The sequence below is a fragment of the Collinsella aerofaciens genome (genome assembly GCF_028206795.1).
Classification (GTDB): domain Bacteria; phylum Actinomycetota; class Coriobacteriia; order Coriobacteriales; family Coriobacteriaceae; genus Collinsella; species Collinsella aerofaciens_AX.
The window spans coordinates 29,605-46,861 of the sequence record NZ_JAQLFJ010000012.1 but is presented as its reverse complement, the minus strand read 5'-3'; the positions used below and the strand labels follow the sequence as shown (position 1 = coordinate 46,861).

The window sequence follows — 17,257 nt, the reverse complement described above, 5'->3', positions numbered from 1 at the left end:
CGACGGGGCGGGTTTCGTGCCCGCCCCGTTCTTGTATACACTGGCAACAATAATCGGCCTGCTTGGCGTGCGGGCAAAAGCCACAACCTTTAAAGGGGGAAGCATGAAACAGTACACGGTTGCTATTTTGGGCGCGACGGGAGCCGTGGGCACCCAGATGCTCGAGTGCCTCAACGAGCAGGAGTTCCCGGTTGGCAAGCTCAAGCTGCTGGCAAGTGCACGCTCCGCGGGCAAGACCGTCGAGTTCCGCGGCGAGCAGATCGTGATCGAAGAGGCTTGTCCCGAGGCCTTTGAGGGCTGTGACATTGTGCTTGGAGCCGCCGGCGACGACATCGCGAAGGAGCTACTGCCCGAGGCCGTCAAGCGCGGCGCCGTCGTGGTCGACAACAGCCATGCCTTCCGTATGGATCCCGAGGTACCGCTGGTCGTGCCCGAGATCAATGCCGACGACATCAAGTGGCACCACGGCCTGATCGCCAACCCCAACTGCGCGACCATTATCGGCCTGGTTCCCACGTGGCCGCTGCATCAGCTCGCCGGCGTGAAGCGCATGATCGTCTCGACGTACCAGGCGGCTTCGGGTGCTGGCGCTCCCGGTATGGCCGAGCTCGAGGCTCAGCTGGCCGCTCTGGGCCGTGGCGAGGAGATTCCCGAGCCGCGCGCATTTGCCGCCCAGCTCGCGAGTAACCTGATTCCGCAGATTGGCGGCGTCAAGGAGGAGGGCTTTACCTCCGAGGAGATGAAGCTGCAAAACGAGGGCCGCAAGATCATGCACCTGCCCGAGCTGCGCGTGAACTGCACCTGCGTGCGCGTGCCCGTGCTGCGCTCGCACTCCGAGAGCATTACGCTCGAGTTCGAGCGCGACATTACGGTCGAGGAGGCCCGTGCTGCGCTGGCTGCCGCGCCGGGCGTGAAACTGGTTGACGACATGAGCGCTGAGGATGCGCACGATCGCTTCCCCATGCCGATGGATACGTCCGACCAAGACCTGATCTGGGTCGGTCGCGTGCGTCGCGACATCTCGAACCCCGAGGCCGCGCGTGGCATCACCTTCTGGTGCTGCGGCGACCAAATCCGTAAGGGCGCGGCAACCAACGCCGTCCAGATCGCTAAGCTGCTCTGCGAGTAGTGTGACCTGTCCGGCGGGGGCCGGGCTTAGTTTTCAGAACGTCCTCGACCATGTGTGGCGCCTTGTCCTGCTCCTTCGGAGCCGCGGACAAGGCGCCACACTGGTCTGCGGAGTGTTCTGAAAACTAAGCCCGGCCCCCGCCTGCGGTGATGCTGTTGCGAGCGGCCTGCGATGGGGCTGTTGTTGGTTGGGGCCGCTAGGCTGATGTGAGGGCACGTGGTCGTTGCGGGCTCTGGTCCCGGCGGCGGCCTCGGCGCTTCGCGCCTGCCGCCTTTGGGGACTGTGGGGCGCGGCCGGCAGCTGCGGCGCGTTGCGCCTGCTGCCTGCGGGGACTTTGGGGTCGTGCGGCAGCTGCGGCGCTGCGCGCCTGCTGCCTTGGGTGACTTTGGGGCCGATTGGGGTTGTCTGCACAATTCGCGGTATTATGTTGCGGAGTTTTGAAAGGAGCCGCTGGTGGTCACGACGACGTTTGCTTCGCCTTTGGGCGAAATCCTGCTTGCCGCTGATGGCCGCGGTTTGACGGGGCTTTGGTTTGAGGGGCAGGAGCACTTTGGCTCCACGCTTCTCAAAGAAGATCCCGAACATGTTGAAGGCGCCGATGCGGTTTCTGGTACCGGTGGGATGTCTTCGGTGAGTCCGGCAAATGGCGCGGCTTCTTCGGTGCTTGAGCGTTCTTGGGCTTGGCTGAATGCTTATTTTGCGGGGCAGGAGCCTCGGTTTACGCCGCCGTTGCATATGATTGGCACGGCGTTTCAGCGTGAGGTTTGGTTTGAGCTGCTTTCTATCCCGCGTGGCGAGGTCGCTACGTATGGTGAGATCGCCCAGCGTGTTGCGGCTCGACATCGTGTACCGGGAAACGAAGCACCTGTTGTGTCTCCCCGTGCCGTGGGGGCCGCGGTCGCGCGGAATCCTATTTCGATCATTGTGCCGTGCCATCGCGTGGTTGCCGCCGACGGCTCGCTTAACGGATATGCCGGCGGGCTTGACCGCAAGGAGTGGCTGCTTCGGCTCGAGGGCGCGTACGAGGAATAGCGCCAGGGCACTTTGCATGACGAAGGCGCCGCGAAGGGACGAGTCGCTGTCCTTTCGCGGCGCCTTTTGTTTAACGGCAGGAAACCCCTATTGCTCTTGCAGGTCGTAGACGGTTGTGTTGCCGATGGTCTGGGCCGTGTAGTTTTGAGCGACCCATTCGGCGATCTCGCTTGCAGCGCTCGAGCCGCCCATACCGTCACCCATGCCGCCGCTTGCGATGTAGTAGCGGATGAGGCCTTGGGCAACGTAGACCTTGAACTCATCGAGCGTGGGCGCGGGATCCGATCCGTTAAAGCCACCGATGGCCATGACGGGAAGCTCGCTTGCCAGCTGGTAGCTCGCAGCGTTTTGCGATCCCGTGGTCGCTGCTGCCCAGCGGTAACCACTGGCATTTTGTGTGAGCAGCTCGACCAGGCTGTCGTTGGCGGACGTGCCGCCGATCAGGCCAGACCCGCCGTCGGGCATAGCTCCGTTGCCGCCGCCCGGGACTCTTTCGCTGGACGAACCGTCGGCCGCGGTTCCGTCGGCGTCATCCTGCGCTCTGTTGCCGCCGGGGCCACCACCGCCGGGGCCACCGCCCATGCTGCCGCCGGGTCCTGCCGTGACGATTGAGCCAGTGTGCCCGGTCGAAATCGTGCAGGCGGTCCAAACAATCGGCCCAGCTAAGAGGGCAACGATGCCAATCGCCGCAACGCCGCGGGCGCCGTGTTTCAGAGCCAAAGGCCATGTCGCGGGCAAGCGATCCTGTATCCAAAAGCCGATGATGCAGAGTGCAAGTCCTGCCACCACGCCAATCACGCCGATGCAGACGCCCAGACAGGCAAAGCTGCCGGAGCGTAATATCAGCGCCATGTCCCAAGCGCTTGTCACGGCAATCAAGAATCCTGCGACACCCGGCATCCAGGGGCGGTCGTGCAGCGCAAGCAGGCTGGCGCCGCATATGGCGACCAGTACCGCGATGGCGGGGGAGAGCGCCACGGTGTAGTAGGCGTGGAAGATGCCGGCCATAAAGCTAAAAACGAGCCATGTCACGACAAGCCAGGCGCCAAAGATGACAACCTGAGCGCGGCGGATGCGTGCAACGGTGTCCAGACCGGCCTCACCCCCACGTTTGTCCAGATAAAACCTGCCAAAATAAACCTGTCCCTTTTTGGCGGGCGTGGCGGCGATAAGGCCGAGAATAATGGCAGCGAAGGCGATGGGGGCGAGCCAGGTGATCTGGTCGCCAAAGTCGCTCGTCCACAGACGGAACAGGCCAGTTTCGCCCCACATGCCGCCCTGGCTGGCGCCGTTGAGCGCCTCGGACGCTCCGGGGATGACCGAACCGGTTTCGTTGCCGGTCAGGCGCCCCAGGCCGTTGTAGCTAAAGGTAAGTTCGATAAACGAGTCGGTTTGTGAGCCGCCAAAGTAGGGGCGCGAGCCGCTCGGCACTAGCACGGTGAGCGCTACCCACCAGCCGGCGCCGACAACCATGGCACCGAGTGCCACGACAGCGTCAAGCAGGCGGCGCGGCCAGGTCGTGGGCGAAAGCAGCAACATCGCCAGGCCAAAGCTGGGGAGCACCAAAAGCACTTGGAACTGTTTGGTCAAAAGGCCTAAGCCGATCAACAGCCCGGCCACGGCGTACCAACGGGTGCGTACGCGGTTGCCATGGCGGTCCGCCGGCAGTTCGAGCCCACGTAATACGCAGACGGCGGCACCCAGCATAAGCAAGATAAGCAGGGCATCGGGGTTGTTAAAGCGAAACATGAGGGCCGCGACGGGCGTGGTGATAAACACGATGCCTGCCACGATGCCCGCGGCGTTGCCCCACACGCGGCGCACGGTGGCATACAACAGATAAGTGCATACCACGCCCATGAGCGCCTGCGGCAGCAGGATCGCAAACGAGCTCAAGCCCAGCAGGCGCACCGAAAGCGCCATGAGCCAGATGGATGCGGGTGGTTTATCGACGGTGATGGCGTTGCCGGCATCCAAGCTGCCCCACAGGAAAGCCTCCCAGTTCTTGGAGCCCGCCTGCGCCGCGGCGCTGTAAAACTCGTTGGCATAGCCCGAGGCAGTCAGGTTCCAAAAGAAGACGAATGTGGCTGCAAGCATGAGCAGCGCAACGGCGATCCAGTCGATCGGGCCGCGGGCGGGGGCGAGCGATGGAGCCGAGGACGCGCACAGCTCGCGGCGAAGAGAGCGCGCCCCCTGCGAGACATGTGCTGATCGGCGAAGGGTATCAAAGCTCATCAGGCATCCGCCGCCTGCTTGAGGGGATAACGATATGCGTCGGGCTGCGAGGGGCACGTCTGTCCCTCGCTCGCCTTAAGTCGCTTCATGCCGGCAAGGTCCTTGCGCACCGTGTCGACGATATGCACGGTCGTGCCAGGGTCCTCCTTCCAGCGCACGGCAAACTCGCACGATGCGATGCCCATGCGTTCGGCCAGGACCAAAAGCTCGGTATCGAAGAACCATTCGTTGTCCTGGATGAGCGGCAGCAGTGTGTCTGCGGCCTCGGCAGAAATCGCCTTAAATCCGCACTGTGCATCGTGAAAATGCACGCTCAGGTAGCTCTGCAGCATGCGGTTATACGAGCGTGAGATAAGCTCGCGTTTGACACAGCGTTCCACACGCGACGCTGGCAGCAGGCGTGAGCCAAAGCAAACGTCGGCGCGTCCGTCCAGAATGGGGCCGACAAGCTCGGGAATCTGCCGAATATCGGTGGAGAGGTCGACATCCATATAGGCGCGCACGCGGGCCTTGGACGTGCTCCATGCGATTTTGAGCGCACGACCGCGACCCTTTTGGGGAATGCGGATGGCACGGAGTGTAAAGGGAAACTTGCAGGCGAGGATGCGGGCGAGTTCCCAAGTCTTGTCGCTGCTGGCGTTGTCGGCAATCACAATCTGCCAGGTAAACGACTTGGCATGAAGCGAAATCTGGCGCAGCTGATCCATCAGCAGCATGATTGAGGAGCCGAGCTCGGCCTGCTCGTTAAAGACGGGGATGACAAAGTCGCAGTCGACTTCGCGCGGCTCGCCGCAGGTGAGGATGGATGAAGGGGAGGGCTCGCTTTGGATGGTCTGTGCCGTTGCCGCTGAAGCATGTGGTTGAGCGGTTGCGGGCGCGGGGCGGTTTTGCGTAGTTACAGGTACGGTGCGGGTGTCCTGCGCGATGATGTCGGGCTTAGTCATAATCGTGCCTTTCTGTTCAGGCGGCTAGGCGGAAAGGGAAGTCTGCGAGGTGCCGTCGTCGGCACTCGTGCCCGCAGGCGCATCGCCCGGGGCGTCGGTTGAGCTGCTATCGGTCGAGCCATCGACAGAACCGCTCGCGTCGGGTGTGCCCGTGGGCTCCTGCCCACTCGGAGCGCTACCATCCGAGGCACCATCGCCGCTGCTATTTGTAACGCCATCCGCGCTCGGTGCCCCGCCGCTCTGCATGCCGCCCTGGCCGCCACCCATGCCACCCTGTGCGGCCTGAGCCGATCCGCCGGTCGCGGTGCTCATGATGGCACCACCTGCAAGCCCGCCAGCGAGACCACAAACGGCGGCAAGCGTTGCGACTAGGAGCAGGTTGGCGGCGCGACTGAGCTGTTTGTCGTCGTGCTCTTTGGTGGAGACCGTCTGCTGTGGGGCGGGTTCGGCGACATATGCGCGGGTATCGGGAGCGGGCGCCGACGTGCCGGCGGACATGGCGTGCTCTCCAGCAGACTCTCCCGCATAGAGCGGATTGACGACCGTGGCAGGCACATCGCTCGCTGCGTGTTGGGATGCCGTATTGGGCTCGGCGCTCTCGCTGCCGGTGACACCGTCGGTATTGCGGTTGAACAAGCTGCCCATAGTGTTCTCCAATCGGATAGGCGCGGAGCCGCCCGCGTTGGCGGCTCCCGCATCAAAGGGGATGGCATGGTCTCGACATGCCGTCGCGAGGTGGTATGGCTGTCCTCGTGACAAAGCTGTTCTACCGCGGGCGGTATGCGTCCGGGCGCTCGGCATGTGCGCCTTAAGTTTGGCTAAGCCTTATCCAGCGTTTTTAAAAACATGCAGGTTGAGCGGCTAAGGCTGCGCTAAGGCAGCTTTCGGTGCGCTATCATCGGCAGTATCGAAACCTGTATTTCCATGCGCCAAAGGAGCAACTGTGAAGCTGATGCTTGCCGAGGACGAACCCGGCCTCTCCCGCGCCCTTACCGCGATTCTTCAACATAGCGACTACGAGGTCGACACCGCGCTCGATGGTCTGACGGCGCTCGAATATCTGCTCGCCAACGACTATGACGCCGCAATCCTAGATATCATGATGCCCGGCATGGATGGCATCGAGGTGCTCAAACGCGCGCGTGAAGCCGGTAAACGCCTGCCCATCATCATGCTCACGGCAAAAAGCGAGGTGTCCGATAAGGTCGAGGGCCTGGATGCCGGCGCCAACGACTATCTGACTAAGCCGTTTGCCGCCAAGGAGCTGCTCGCGCGCATCCGTGCCATGACGCGTGCCGCGACGGCAATTGACGCCACGACGCTCAGCGTGGGCAACGTGCGCCTCGACACGGCGGCTTGCACGCTTGTGGGTCCCTTGGGCGAGGAACACCTAGCCAATCGTGAGTTTCAGCTTATGGAGCTCTTTATGCGTAACGCCGGGACGCGCATGCCCACCGAGCGTCTGATGCTCGAGGTTTGGGGCGAGGACGCGCCCGAAGGTGCCAACGTGGTGTGGGTCTACATCTCATACCTGCGTAAAAAGCTGACGGCGCTTGGTGCCGACGTGGCCATTCGCGCATCGCGCAACCAGGGCTATTCGCTCGAGGTTGTCGAGGAAGGCGAATAAGCGTGAGCGCGAGCGCGTGGTGGAAGCGCATGGCGGCAAAGTTCGGCATGGGCGCGGACTCGGGCAATCCGGAGCGCGCCGATGCTGCCAGTGCAATGGGTCGCCGCCTGCGTCGCAAGTTCATCTTGGTTGCCATGGGTGCCGTGACCGTCGTGCTTACGCTCATTATTGTCGGCATCAACGTCGTCAACTACTCGCATATCTGCAAGATGGCCGATGCTCGCCTGGACTATATCTTGGCAGGCAAGGATGGCATTGATGGGGAGGACGAGCCTAAGACCGGTCCCGGTCAGGATGCGGTTGCCGGCAAGGTTGCTACCGGTAACCGGGCGGCCATTCGCGACGGGCATTTTGAAGGCATGACGGCGGAGTCTCCCTTCGACACGCGCTACTTTACGGTGACGATTGCCGCCGGACGGGTGACCGATGTCAACACGGCCCGCATTGCCGCGGTGGGCGCCAAGCGTGCTGCACGCATCGCTGCAGGACTATATTCCAAGGGTTGGACCTCGGGCTTTTCTGGTAACTACCGCTATACGGTTACGGTTCAGGGCGACGAGACCACCTATGTGTTCGTGGACTGCTCGCGTGAGCTTGCAAGCTTTCATTCGTTTTTGAGCGCGAGCGTGGCAATCAGTTGCATTGGCTGGCTGGCGGTGCTGGCAATTGTGGCGGGTGCCTCGGGCGCGGTGATTCGACCGATGGTCGAGAGCTACAGCAAGCAAAAGCGCTTTATTACCGATGCAAGCCACGAGATCAAGACGCCGTTGGCCGTGATCGACGCCGCTAACGAGGTACAGGAAATTGAGAGCGGCGAGAGCGAGTGGACGCAGAGCATTCACGAACAGGTTGCACGGTTGACGGCGCTCACGGAGCGTCTGGTATTTTTGGCTCGCATGGACGAGGGCTCGGCGGGCTTTACTATGACATCGATCGATCTTTCGGAGACTGTGGACAAGGCGGCGGCGCCGTTTGAGTCGGTGGCGGTTTCGCGCGGCAAGCGTCTGTCGACGTCGATTGCGAGTGGCGTGCGGGCCCATGCCGATGCCGCGGCAGTGGCGCAGGTTGTTGAGCTGCTGCTGGACAACGCCACACGCTACGCAAGCGAGGACAGCGTGATCGAGCTGAGCCTGCGCGCCGTTTCGCGCGGTGCAGGCAAAGGCTCGGCCGAGCTTGTCGTATCGAATGCTGTTGATGAGCTGCCCGAGGGCGACCTGGACCGGCTGTTCGACCGCTTCTACCGTGCAGACGTCTCGCGTAGCTCCAAGACAGGCGGCTCGGGTGTGGGCCTGTCCGTGGTGCGAGCCATCGCCGAGGCCCATGACGGGAGCGCTTCTGTCTGCGGCCACGGCAACCAGATCACCTTCACCGTTCACCTCTAAAACCTGCCAAAATGAACCTGTCCCTTTTTGGTCGGTGCGAAATGGGTAATACTAAAGAGTTATCCGACCAGATGGGAACCAATCGATGGCCTATATCGAATTCAAAGACGTCATCAAAGCATACGGTGAGGGAGACGCTCGCATCCACGCGCTCGACGGCGCGAGCTTTACGGTCGAGCGCGGTGAGCTCGCCATTATCTTGGGCGCTTCGGGTGCCGGTAAAACGACGGCGCTCAACATCTTGGGCGGCATGGACACGGCAACTTCCGGCACCGTGACGGTGGACGGGCGCGATGTGAGCTCCGCTAACGAGGTGCAGCTCGTGGAATACCGCCGCGCCGACGTTGGCTTTGTCTTCCAGTTCTACAATCTGGTCCCCAACCTGACGGCGCTCGAAAACGTCGAGCTCGCGGCACAGATTTGCCCCGATTCGCTCGATGCCGAGCAAACGCTTCGTCAGGTTGGCCTGGGCGAGCGCCTCGCCAACTTCCCCGCGCAACTTTCGGGCGGCGAGCAGCAGCGCGTGTCCATTGCCCGCGCACTGGCAAAGAACCCCAAGCTGCTCCTGTGCGACGAGCCCACGGGCGCGCTCGACTATAAAACCGGTAAGCAGATCTTGCAGCTGCTGCAGGATACCTGCCGCAAGCAGGGCATTACGGTCATCATCATCACGCACAACTCCGCGCTCGCGCCCATGGCCGATCGCCTGATTCGCTTTAAGAGTGGTCGTGTGGAGAGCGAGACGGTCCAGCAAAATCCCGTGCCTATCGAGACGATCGAGTGGTAGCGCCCATGGACCAGGACCGCCAAAACAGCCTACGCCGCGACGCACAGAACACGGAGCGCGAGCAGGATTTTACGACCTACCGCACTGCCCAAAGCTCAAACGATATGGTGCCGACGGTTTTTCGCCGTGGCATCTACCGCACAATCCGAGGCAGTCTTAAGCGCTTCTTGTCAATCGTGGTCATCACCGCGCTTGGCGTGAGCGTGATGTGCGGCCTTAAGGCGGGTTGCGAGGACCTGTGCGATTCGGTTGATGCCTACTTCGACCAGCAAAATGTCTATGACATTAACGTGCAGTCGACCTATGGCCTGACCGACGATGATCTCGACGCCATCCAAGAGGTCGATGGCGTCGAAACGGCCGAGGGCATCTACACCGAGACCGCCTACACCGCCGTGGGCACAACGCGCGAGCGCGTGGTCGTGCAAAGTCTTTCCAAGGAGAACATCGATCAGCCGGTGCTCGTGAACGGCGATTTGCCCGAGAGCGCCGATGAAGTCGCGGTGACTTCGAAGTTCCTGAAGGCTTCGGACAAAAAGCTCGGCGATACGGTGAGTTTTGCCGCCAATGACGCGAGTTCGTCGAACCAAAGCGCCAAGGATCAGTTTGCCGCGGGCGATTACACCATTACGGCCGAGGTCCTCGATCCCACTGATGTGAGCTCCGACTCGACAGTCAACGCCTTTCGCGCTGCTTCGGCGGCGGACTATAAGTTCTATGTGAGCGAGGACGCCGCGACATCTTCTTCCTACTCTGCGGTCCACGTGATCGTCGAGGGAGCCAAGAGCCTCAACTCCTATTCGGATGCCTACGCGGTAAAGATCAACAAGGTCAAGGGCAATATCGAGAAGATTCGCGAGGAGCGTGAGAAGGCGCGCGCTCAGGAGCTGACAGTCGACACGCCGGCGAGCTTGGACGCGGCTGAGCGTCAGGCGCATATGGTCTTTGGGATCGAGCAGGATAACATCAACCGCATGGCAGAGGGCAGTGAGGAGCGCGTGCAAGCGCAGACCGACCTGGATCAGCGTCGCGCCGCCGCCGACCAGCAGTTTGCCGATGCCCGCGCCGAGCTTTCCGATCTGGGCGAATGCACCTGGTACATCCAGGACCGCGGCAATATCGCAAGCTACTCGAGCGTGGAGAGCGATAGCTCGTCAATTGAGGCTATCGCCACGGTGTTCCCGTTCATCTTCTTTATCGTCGCCGTGCTCATCAGCCTTACCACCGCCACGCGTATGGTCGAGGAGGAGCGCACACTCATCGGCTTGTATAAGGCGCTCGGTTATTCGCGCGGGCGCATCCTGTCCAAATACGTGGACTACGCGCTGTGGGCTTGTCTGATCGGCGGCGTGCTCGGTAACATCATCGGATTTGTGGGCCTGCCGCTGTTCCTGTTTACGGTGTTCGACGACATGTACTCGCTGCCCCAGATGCTGCTTTCGTACGACATCGTGTCCTCGATCGTTTCGGTGGCGCTGTTTGCCGTGGGCGTGGTGGGCGCCACGATTATCGCCTGCCGCCACGAGATGGTCGAGACCCCTGCCTCGCTCATGCGCCCCAAGGCCCCGCGCGCTGGCTCGCGCATCTTGCTCGAGCGCATCGGCTTTATCTGGCGCCGCATGGGCTTTTTGAACAAGGTGGCGGCGCGTAACCTGTTCCGCTACAAAAAGCGCGCCTTTATGACCATCTTCGGCATCGCGGGTTGCACCGCGCTTGTGATCTGCGGCATGGGTATTCGCGACACGTCGGTCGCGCTTTCGCCCAAGCAGTACGGCCACATCACACGCTACGATCTGCTGGCGGTCGCCAATCCCGACGATTTTTCGCAGACGTGCGCGGCATTGGATGAGCGCAGCGCGGCCAATGATTCCAGCGTGACCGTGACTTCGACGCTGCCGATTATGACCGACAACGTCACCTTTACATTTGGCGGCAAGAGCGAGACCGTGCAGCTGATCGTGGTGCCCGATGACCGCACGGGTGACTTGGGCGATTACGTGCGCCTGGAGGATGAGTCCAAAGAACCGCTCGCCCTGCGTGACGGGGACGTGTATTTAAGCAAGAGCTCGCAGCTGGTGCTGGGAATCAAGCCGGGCGACACGGCGCACGTCCAGGATTCGTCACTCAACGTCGCTAAGGTCAAGGTTAGCGACATCTCGCTCAACTATCTGGGCAATACGCTTTATATGACGCAGGGCACCTATGAGCGCGCGTTCGGTCGAAGCGTGCGCCTTAACGGCGTCTTTGTGCTGCTTAAGGGCTCATCTTCTGACCAGATTGCGTTTAGCAAGAAGATTAAGAGCGACGGTTGGCTCACCATCTCGAGCACGGCCGAACATTGGCAGAACTACGAGGCGAACTTTACGATTATCAATTCTGTCGTGGTGCTCGTGACCTTTATGGCGGCGTGCCTGTCGTTTGTGGTGGTGTTTACGCTGTCCAACACCAACATTTCGGAGCGCGAGCGCGAGCTGGCGACCATTAAGGTGCTGGGCTTCCGCCGTGGCGAGGTGCACCACTACGTCAACAAGGAGACGTTGATCCTCACGGCAATTGGCGCCGCGCTGGGCGTGCCACTGGGCGGCTTGCTGGCCGAGAGTTTTACGTACATTTTGCAGATGCCGTCGCTGTACTTTGATGTTGAGGTCGAGCCGCTAAGCTACGTGCTCGCCGTGGTGCTTTCCTTTGGCTTTACGTTTATCGTCAACCTCGCCACCAATCGTACCCTCAATAAGATCGACATGGTCGGCGCCCTCAAGAGTGCCGAGTAACCTGTCCTGGGATTCAAGCTGTAGCGAGCTACCGACGCACCCACATCCGCATTATTGCATAAACCGCCCCGTCGAATGCATATTCCGGCGGGGCGGTTGCTACTTGTCCACAGGTACCCCAAGGGGGCGGCGTGCAAATTCCGGAGTATTCAGCATCCCGGGGTCCGCGGGCGCGGGGGGCGGGAGTGCAAAACTGCGCTGAAAGCCCCGATTCTGAGCCCCAACGCCTCTAGAGCCGCTCGTTTTTTACAGGATGCGGCCCATGGTGCCTGCCTTTCGCTCAAAATCCAGTATGCAGGCACCCTTGGCTGCTGAATACTCCCAAAAATGCACGCCGCATCCTACCCTAGGCACCCGTAGCTACTCTGCGGGTGCGTGGCCTGATAGTAAGTTGCGGTGGAATAGTTCCTGTTTTATGGCTCTGCTATGCCAAACAGGAACTATTCCACCGCAACATATTGAGAGGGTTCTTGGCTGTTGTGCGTACTGACATTTGTCATGAAATGGCAGGCCATTAGGGGTTGCTACTCGTAGTTGCGGTAGGGTTGGGGCAGATTCTAACTAGAAATGGTGGTCGCTACCGGTTGTTCTCGGCATACTCGGCTCATTCGATTACGGTCGCCACATGAAAGGAACTGTCATGGATCTTGCGATGGCACAGCGCCTCGTCGATCGCCGCAAAGCTGCCGGTCTTTCCCAAGAGGCGCTTGCTGCTCAGCTTGGCGTAAGTCGCCAGGCTGTCAGCAAATGGGAACGCAGCGAATCCTCACCCGATACCGATAACCTTATTGCGCTCGCCGTACTGTATGGCGTGTCGTTGGACGAGCTGTTGTATGGGGAAGCGGCTAGCGATGCCGACGACCTTGAGGACGGCAGTGCCGACACCGAGACAGCGGATGTGGCTGACGAGGCTGAGGATTCTGCCGAGCACGCCGATTGCGGCGACAAGCCACTTGTCGATATTTCCCTCGCGCGCGGTATCCACGTCATTGATCCCAATAAAGGCGAGGAAGTACATGTTGGCTGGAGCGGCATCCATGTGACCAACGACCGCAAGGGTGAAGAGGTGCACGTGGGGCCGGGCGGCGTACATATTGACACGCTAGAGGACGACGGGCACAGCGTGCACACCAATGCCGATGGCACCGTGGTTATCGACGGCGAACAATTCTCCAGCTGGAAAGAGGCACGCGACAAGCTCGACCATCATGGCAAGCATTTCCACACCAAGCTCGGTCGCGCGTGGAATAAGTTCCCCTTTCCCGTGCTTGTCGCCCTCGCCTATCTGGCACTCGGCATTATTTGCGGCGTGTGGACTACGGGACTTTTCCTCGTCTTTTTGATTCCCGTCTACTACGCGCTTGGCGATTTCATCGACCGACGTCATCTGTCAAAGCTTGTCGACGCCGTCTACCCGGCAGCTGCCATAACTTGGTTCCTCTACATGTGGCTCTGCCTGGGACAGCCCCATCCCGCATGGGTCATCCTCATCACGATTCCCATCGTAAAAGCGCTTATGCACTGGTGCCGCAAACAATGGAAGCACCGCAAACAGGCCTAAACCGCCAGCGCCACTCATCCGACACCGCCCGTCCCTTCCAAGTTGCGGTGATATAGGGACTGTTTTGAGGCTCCAAAGCGCCAAACAGTCCCTATATCACCGCAACTAACAAACAATTGGGTCAGTTCCGGCACGGAGATAAGCATTGAGCTGACCGCGCGCCAAGAAAAGGGCCTATTTACTACGTTTAGCCCGAAGGGGCCGACCATACCCGCCTTTTTCGAAAACTGGCAAGCTTTCTACCTGCGGTTTTATTTTTACAATCTTTGTCATGGTCGAGGGTGTGGTAGCAAACGTAGTAGATAGGTCCATTTTGTGGCAACGGATCATTCAAGCTCAATCTCGAAGGCTGAAGAGAGCCTCTCATCCACGCCTGCGAGCGAAAACCAAATAGAATGAAAGGCAAATGGAAAGCCCGTTTGACGAGCGGAGAACATATGCGCGACGTAGCCGAAAGCGACTGGAAGCTGTTTAAGAAAATGCTTCCTCAATGGCAAGAACGTTATATGGAAAAGCTCATCGGCCGGTACGTTGAGATGCTGAACGGCGACAGCGAAGCGTCCAGTAGATTTTGGGCGCTAGAAGAGCGTATCAATAGGGATAAGCTGTCCTCAGGAGTGCTGGTGAACGACCTTCGCCGCAGTACAATGCACCGCGAGATAGCCAATTTGCTTATCGACAGCGTGATTACCCTCGACGATCTTGACGGTTTTACCGAAGACATTAAAAGCTATGCGCAACACTGGACTGGCCAGTAAGAGCACTGAACGACAGACATCCCCAGCAAAGCGGGGCAAACGCCGGGCCACCTAATGGTTGTCCGGCGTTTGCCCAGATTAACCTGCCAAAGATGAACCTGTCCCTTTTTGGCGGGTTACTCGGCGCTTTTAAGAGCGCCGAGTAACCCGTTCTGGGATTCAAGCTGTAGCGAGCCACCGACGCGCCCACAGCCACTAAATTGCATAAACCGTCCTGCCGATTGCATATTTCGGCGGGGCGGTTGCTTTTTGCCTACGGGTAACCCAGGGGGCGGCGTGCAAATTCCGGAGAATTCAGCATCCCGGAGTCCGCGGGTGTGGGAGCGGGCGCACAAAAGCGCATTGAAAGCCTGACTTTGAGCTCCGGCGCCTCGAGGACCGCTCATTTTTTTGCAGAATGCGGCCCGCGGCGCCTGTCTCTCGCCCAAAATCCAGTATGCAGGCACCCTCGGCTGCTGAATACTCCCAAAAATGCACGCCGCATCCTACCCCAGGCACTTGCAGCAAGAAGACGAATAGCCTCGGCCTCCCCGGTTACCGCAGGAGGTCCCAAGGCTTACCTCCCAAATCTTTCCGCAGGACGGAAGGACCCCGCCGCGCGAAGCGCACGGCGGGGTCCTGACATGTCCGAGGACGATTTGGGAGGTAAGCCCTGGGGCCTCCGATGGGGGCGGTTCCAGCCGGGGCTATTCGTCGCCGAAGCTGATGCCCAGCGCCTTGGCCTCGCGTACCAGGTCGCTCTGGGGATCGACATACTTGAGCTTGCCGGCGACATCCTCGAGCGGCATGTGGCACATCTTGCCGTCACGCAGGGCAATCATGTAGCCAAACTCGCCGCGCAGGCATCCCAGTGCTGCCTCGACGCCGCACTGGGTCGCAAAGATGCGGTCCTGGGCGTCGGGTTGGCCGCCGCGCTGCGTGTGGCCGGGGATGGCGACGCGGGTCTCGCGACCGGTCTTGGCTTCGATCTCCTTGGCGATGTCGTAGACAATCGACGGACTCGTGCGCTCGGCGAGCTTTTTCTTGTACTCCTTCTTGGACAGCGCCGCGTCCTCCTTGGAGATAGCGCCCTCGGCGACGGCTACGATCGTAAAGCGGCTGCCGGTCTCCATACGATGCTCGATGGTCTTGATGACGTTATCCATGTCGTAGGGGATCTCGGGGATCAGAATGACGTCCGCGCCGCCCGCGACGCCGGCGTACAGCGGAATCCAGCCAACCTTGTGGCCCATGATCTCGATGACAAACACGCGGCCGTGACTCGAGGCGGTGGTGTGGATGTCGTCGATGCACTTGGTGGCGACGTCGATGGCGCTCGTAAAGCCAAACGTCAACTCGGTGCCCCAGGTGTCGTTATCGATAGTTTTGGGCAGGGCGATAACGTTGAGGCCCTCTTCGCGCAGGCGGTTGGCGGTCTTGGTGGAACCGTTGCCGCCCAGCATAAACAGGCAGTCGAGCTGCAGCTTATGATAGGTGTGGACCATCGCCGGCACCTTTTCGACGCCGTCGGCCTCGGGAATGTCCAGGCGCTTGAACGGCGTACGGCTCGTGCCCAGGATGGTGCCGCCACGAGTAAGGATGCCGCTAAAATCGGCGGGCGTCATGACGCGGAATCTGCTGTAGATAAGGCCCTGGTAGCCGTCCTCAAAACCATAGATCTCGATAGGCTCTTCGCTATTGGTCATAAGCGTTTTGACGATGCCGCGCATAGTGGCGTTGAGCGCCTGGCAGTCGCCGCCACTGGTAAGAAGACCGATCCTAAGCATGATGAATCCTTCCGGGCAAGTTATAACATGCGAATAAGTTTACCCCCGCACACTGTTGATACGGGGGTAAAACGTGTTAGCTCAAGCGTATGGAAATGTAAGCAACGTCAGGGAACGTAAGGTCGACGGGCCTGGTTCCTTACAGTGCGAAGGCATCGACGTTGCCCCAGTGGCGGCGCAGCGTAATAGCGGCAGCGGGTTCGGTATTGTCAAAGACGACCGACCATTGCGTGTTGCTGGTGATGTCTTCCGGATTGGGCTCTTGCGCCGCAGCGCGTAGGGCCTTCCAAGCGACTGTCTCGTCTTGGGCGCCGGCGTGGGCGTCAAGGACATCGGCGATTGCGACGGCGCGCTCTTTACCATGGCCCAGCTCGCCATTCTTTTGGTTGGGCAGCACTTCGTCGCCATAGCAGGCATAGAAGTTCGTAACCTGGCGTACAGGAGTCGCTTTGAAAGCGCGGTCCGGATCGCGCGGGTCCCACTCTACTACGCGCGCGTCACCGGAGGCGTCGTTGATAAAGAAGTGGTAATCGCGTCCTGCCATGGCGTGCATGTCGTAGGCAGAAAGCAGGTCTACGGCCTCCTGCGTGGTAGCCGCGCGGTCGAGCACAAGGCGGATGGTGAGCGAAGTGTTGATGACGGGGCGCTGCGTGTCCTGGTCACAGGGTTTGGAATCCAGGGTGAGCACGGCAATGGACACGCCACATTCGTTAACACCGTCGAGCTGGGCAAACGGGCCCATGAGTGCGGCGGCACGTCCGGCGACGGAGTCAAGCGGAGTGTTATCGCCCAGGTTGTTAAGGGCGGCAAACCCGATGGAGGTATAGCCACCTCGTGGGTGATTGCGCACCAGCAGCGCCGAGGTGTCGTCCTTAAAGTCGTAATTGCGACCGGTGCGCACGCGGCCTTCGGCATCTACGGCGACAAAAGCGCTGCAGGCAAACTGGGGCGCCTGGACATGTGCCGGCACACCGGGCAGCACCTGAGCCACTACGGCATCAATGTAGGCCTGGTCGTCGCGCACATCGGCTGCGATGATGCGGTCAAGGTTGTAGTCGTAGGCGATGTCGATTGCGTACAGGTCATAGCCGTCTGCGTAGCCAGTCAAGCGTTTGAGCGACGCGGCGGACTTGATTTGCTTGTGATAAACGATACCGGTGGCAGCGGCAAGGCCGACGGCGACTCCCGCGACACCGCAGGCGATGGCAATGTTACGTGGCTTCATGACGGCTCCTCTCGTCCTGTTAGCGCAATTGTCGCAAAGG

General features: G+C 60.5%; 13 protein-coding genes. 8 read left to right on the top strand and 5 right to left on the bottom strand.

The annotated features are described in order from the left end of the window. Positions 1–103 precede the first annotated feature (103 nt). Both PMX70_RS08440 and PMX70_RS08435 read left to right on the top strand, forming a co-directional pair. Positions 104–1,129, top strand: a complete 1,026-nt coding sequence (locus PMX70_RS08440) for an aspartate-semialdehyde dehydrogenase (RefSeq protein ID WP_117640200.1) — start codon at positions 104–106, stop codon at positions 1,127–1,129. A gap of 453 nt (positions 1,130–1,582) precedes the next feature. Further along, entirely contained in the window at positions 1,583–2,161 is a 579-nt protein-coding gene (locus PMX70_RS08435; RefSeq protein WP_238022593.1) for a methylated-DNA--[protein]-cysteine S-methyltransferase, read from the top strand. A gap of 87 nt (positions 2,162–2,248) precedes the next feature. On the opposite strand, the gene PMX70_RS08430 is transcribed toward PMX70_RS08435, so the two are convergent. Genes PMX70_RS08430 through PMX70_RS08420 form a run of 3 tightly spaced genes read right to left on the bottom strand, consistent with a single transcriptional unit; the run spans position 2,249 to position 5,985 of the window. Beyond that, entirely contained in the window at positions 2,249–4,396 is a 2,148-nt protein-coding gene (locus PMX70_RS08430) for an ArnT family glycosyltransferase (protein ID WP_271743364.1), read from the bottom strand. Continuing rightward, entirely contained in the window at positions 4,396–5,340 is a 945-nt protein-coding gene (locus tag PMX70_RS08425; protein WP_271743363.1) for a glycosyltransferase, read from the bottom strand. The genes PMX70_RS08430 and PMX70_RS08425 overlap by 1 nt, the downstream gene beginning before the upstream one ends. Before the next feature lie 24 nt (positions 5,341–5,364). After that, complete coding sequence (locus PMX70_RS08420) at positions 5,365–5,985, bottom strand: hypothetical protein (protein ID WP_271743362.1); 621 nt, start codon at positions 5,983–5,985, stop codon at positions 5,365–5,367. 307 nt (positions 5,986–6,292) lie between these two features. Here PMX70_RS08420 and PMX70_RS08415 point away from each other — a divergent pair, with 307 nt between their 5' ends. From PMX70_RS08415 to PMX70_RS08390, 6 genes are all read left to right on the top strand, one after another. Further along, entirely contained in the window at positions 6,293–6,967 is a 675-nt protein-coding gene (locus PMX70_RS08415; protein ID WP_271743375.1) for a response regulator transcription factor, read from the top strand. A 2-nt stretch (positions 6,968–6,969) separates the two neighbouring features. Continuing rightward, positions 6,970–8,349 (top strand): sensor histidine kinase, encoded by a 1,380-nt coding sequence (locus PMX70_RS08410; protein WP_271743361.1) that lies wholly within the window; start codon positions 6,970–6,972, stop codon positions 8,347–8,349. Between the two features lie 85 nt (positions 8,350–8,434). After that, positions 8,435–9,136: an ABC transporter ATP-binding protein gene (locus tag PMX70_RS08405; RefSeq protein WP_271743360.1), complete on the top strand. Its 702-nt coding sequence runs from the start codon at positions 8,435–8,437 to the stop codon at positions 9,134–9,136. 5 nt (positions 9,137–9,141) lie between these two features. Continuing rightward, the gene (locus tag PMX70_RS08400) at positions 9,142–11,907 is read left to right on the top strand and encodes an ABC transporter permease (RefSeq protein ID WP_271743359.1); all 2,766 of its coding nucleotides are present in this window, start codon (positions 9,142–9,144) and stop codon (positions 11,905–11,907) included. 640 nt (positions 11,908–12,547) lie between these two features. After that, positions 12,548–13,468 (top strand): helix-turn-helix domain-containing protein, encoded by a 921-nt coding sequence (locus tag PMX70_RS08395; protein ID WP_271743358.1) that lies wholly within the window; start codon positions 12,548–12,550, stop codon positions 13,466–13,468. A 437-nt stretch (positions 13,469–13,905) separates the two neighbouring features. Then, complete coding sequence (locus tag PMX70_RS08390) at positions 13,906–14,226, top strand: hypothetical protein (RefSeq protein WP_055286844.1); 321 nt, start codon at positions 13,906–13,908, stop codon at positions 14,224–14,226. 686 nt (positions 14,227–14,912) lie between these two features. Here PMX70_RS08390 and PMX70_RS08385 read toward each other — a convergent pair. Both PMX70_RS08385 and PMX70_RS08380 read right to left on the bottom strand, forming a co-directional pair. Further along, positions 14,913–15,992, bottom strand: coding sequence for a 6-phosphofructokinase (locus PMX70_RS08385; RefSeq protein WP_117736125.1), 1,080 nt, complete (start codon positions 15,990–15,992; stop codon positions 14,913–14,915). A gap of 139 nt (positions 15,993–16,131) precedes the next feature. Continuing rightward, complete coding sequence (locus tag PMX70_RS08380; RefSeq protein WP_271743357.1) at positions 16,132–17,217, bottom strand: linear amide C-N hydrolase; 1,086 nt, start codon at positions 17,215–17,217, stop codon at positions 16,132–16,134. Positions 17,218–17,257: the final 40 nt, after the last annotated feature.

Excerpts from the sequence above, each read along its gene's own strand:
- PMX70_RS08440 (WP_117640200.1), top strand. The coding sequence starts at position 104 with ATGAAACAGTACACGGTTGCTATTTTGGGCGCGACGGGAGCCGTGGGC.
- PMX70_RS08430 (WP_271743364.1), bottom strand. The coding sequence starts at position 4,396 with ATGAGCTTTGATACCCTTCGCCGATCAGCACATGTCTCGCAGGGGGCG.
- PMX70_RS08425 (WP_271743363.1), bottom strand. The coding sequence starts at position 5,340 with ATGACTAAGCCCGACATCATCGCGCAGGACACCCGCACCGTACCTGTA.
- PMX70_RS08420 (WP_271743362.1), bottom strand. The coding sequence starts at position 5,985 with ATGGGCAGCTTGTTCAACCGCAATACCGACGGTGTCACCGGCAGCGAG.
- PMX70_RS08415 (WP_271743375.1), top strand. The coding sequence starts at position 6,293 with ATGCTTGCCGAGGACGAACCCGGCCTCTCCCGCGCCCTTACCGCGATT.
- PMX70_RS08405 (WP_271743360.1), top strand. The coding sequence starts at position 8,435 with ATGGCCTATATCGAATTCAAAGACGTCATCAAAGCATACGGTGAGGGA.
- PMX70_RS08400 (WP_271743359.1), top strand. The coding sequence starts at position 9,142 with ATGGACCAGGACCGCCAAAACAGCCTACGCCGCGACGCACAGAACACG.
- PMX70_RS08395 (WP_271743358.1), top strand. The coding sequence starts at position 12,548 with ATGGATCTTGCGATGGCACAGCGCCTCGTCGATCGCCGCAAAGCTGCC.
- PMX70_RS08390 (WP_055286844.1), top strand. The coding sequence starts at position 13,906 with ATGCGCGACGTAGCCGAAAGCGACTGGAAGCTGTTTAAGAAAATGCTT.
- PMX70_RS08385 (WP_117736125.1), bottom strand. The coding sequence starts at position 15,992 with ATGCTTAGGATCGGTCTTCTTACCAGTGGCGGCGACTGCCAGGCGCTC.
- PMX70_RS08380 (WP_271743357.1), bottom strand. The coding sequence starts at position 17,217 with ATGAAGCCACGTAACATTGCCATCGCCTGCGGTGTCGCGGGAGTCGCC.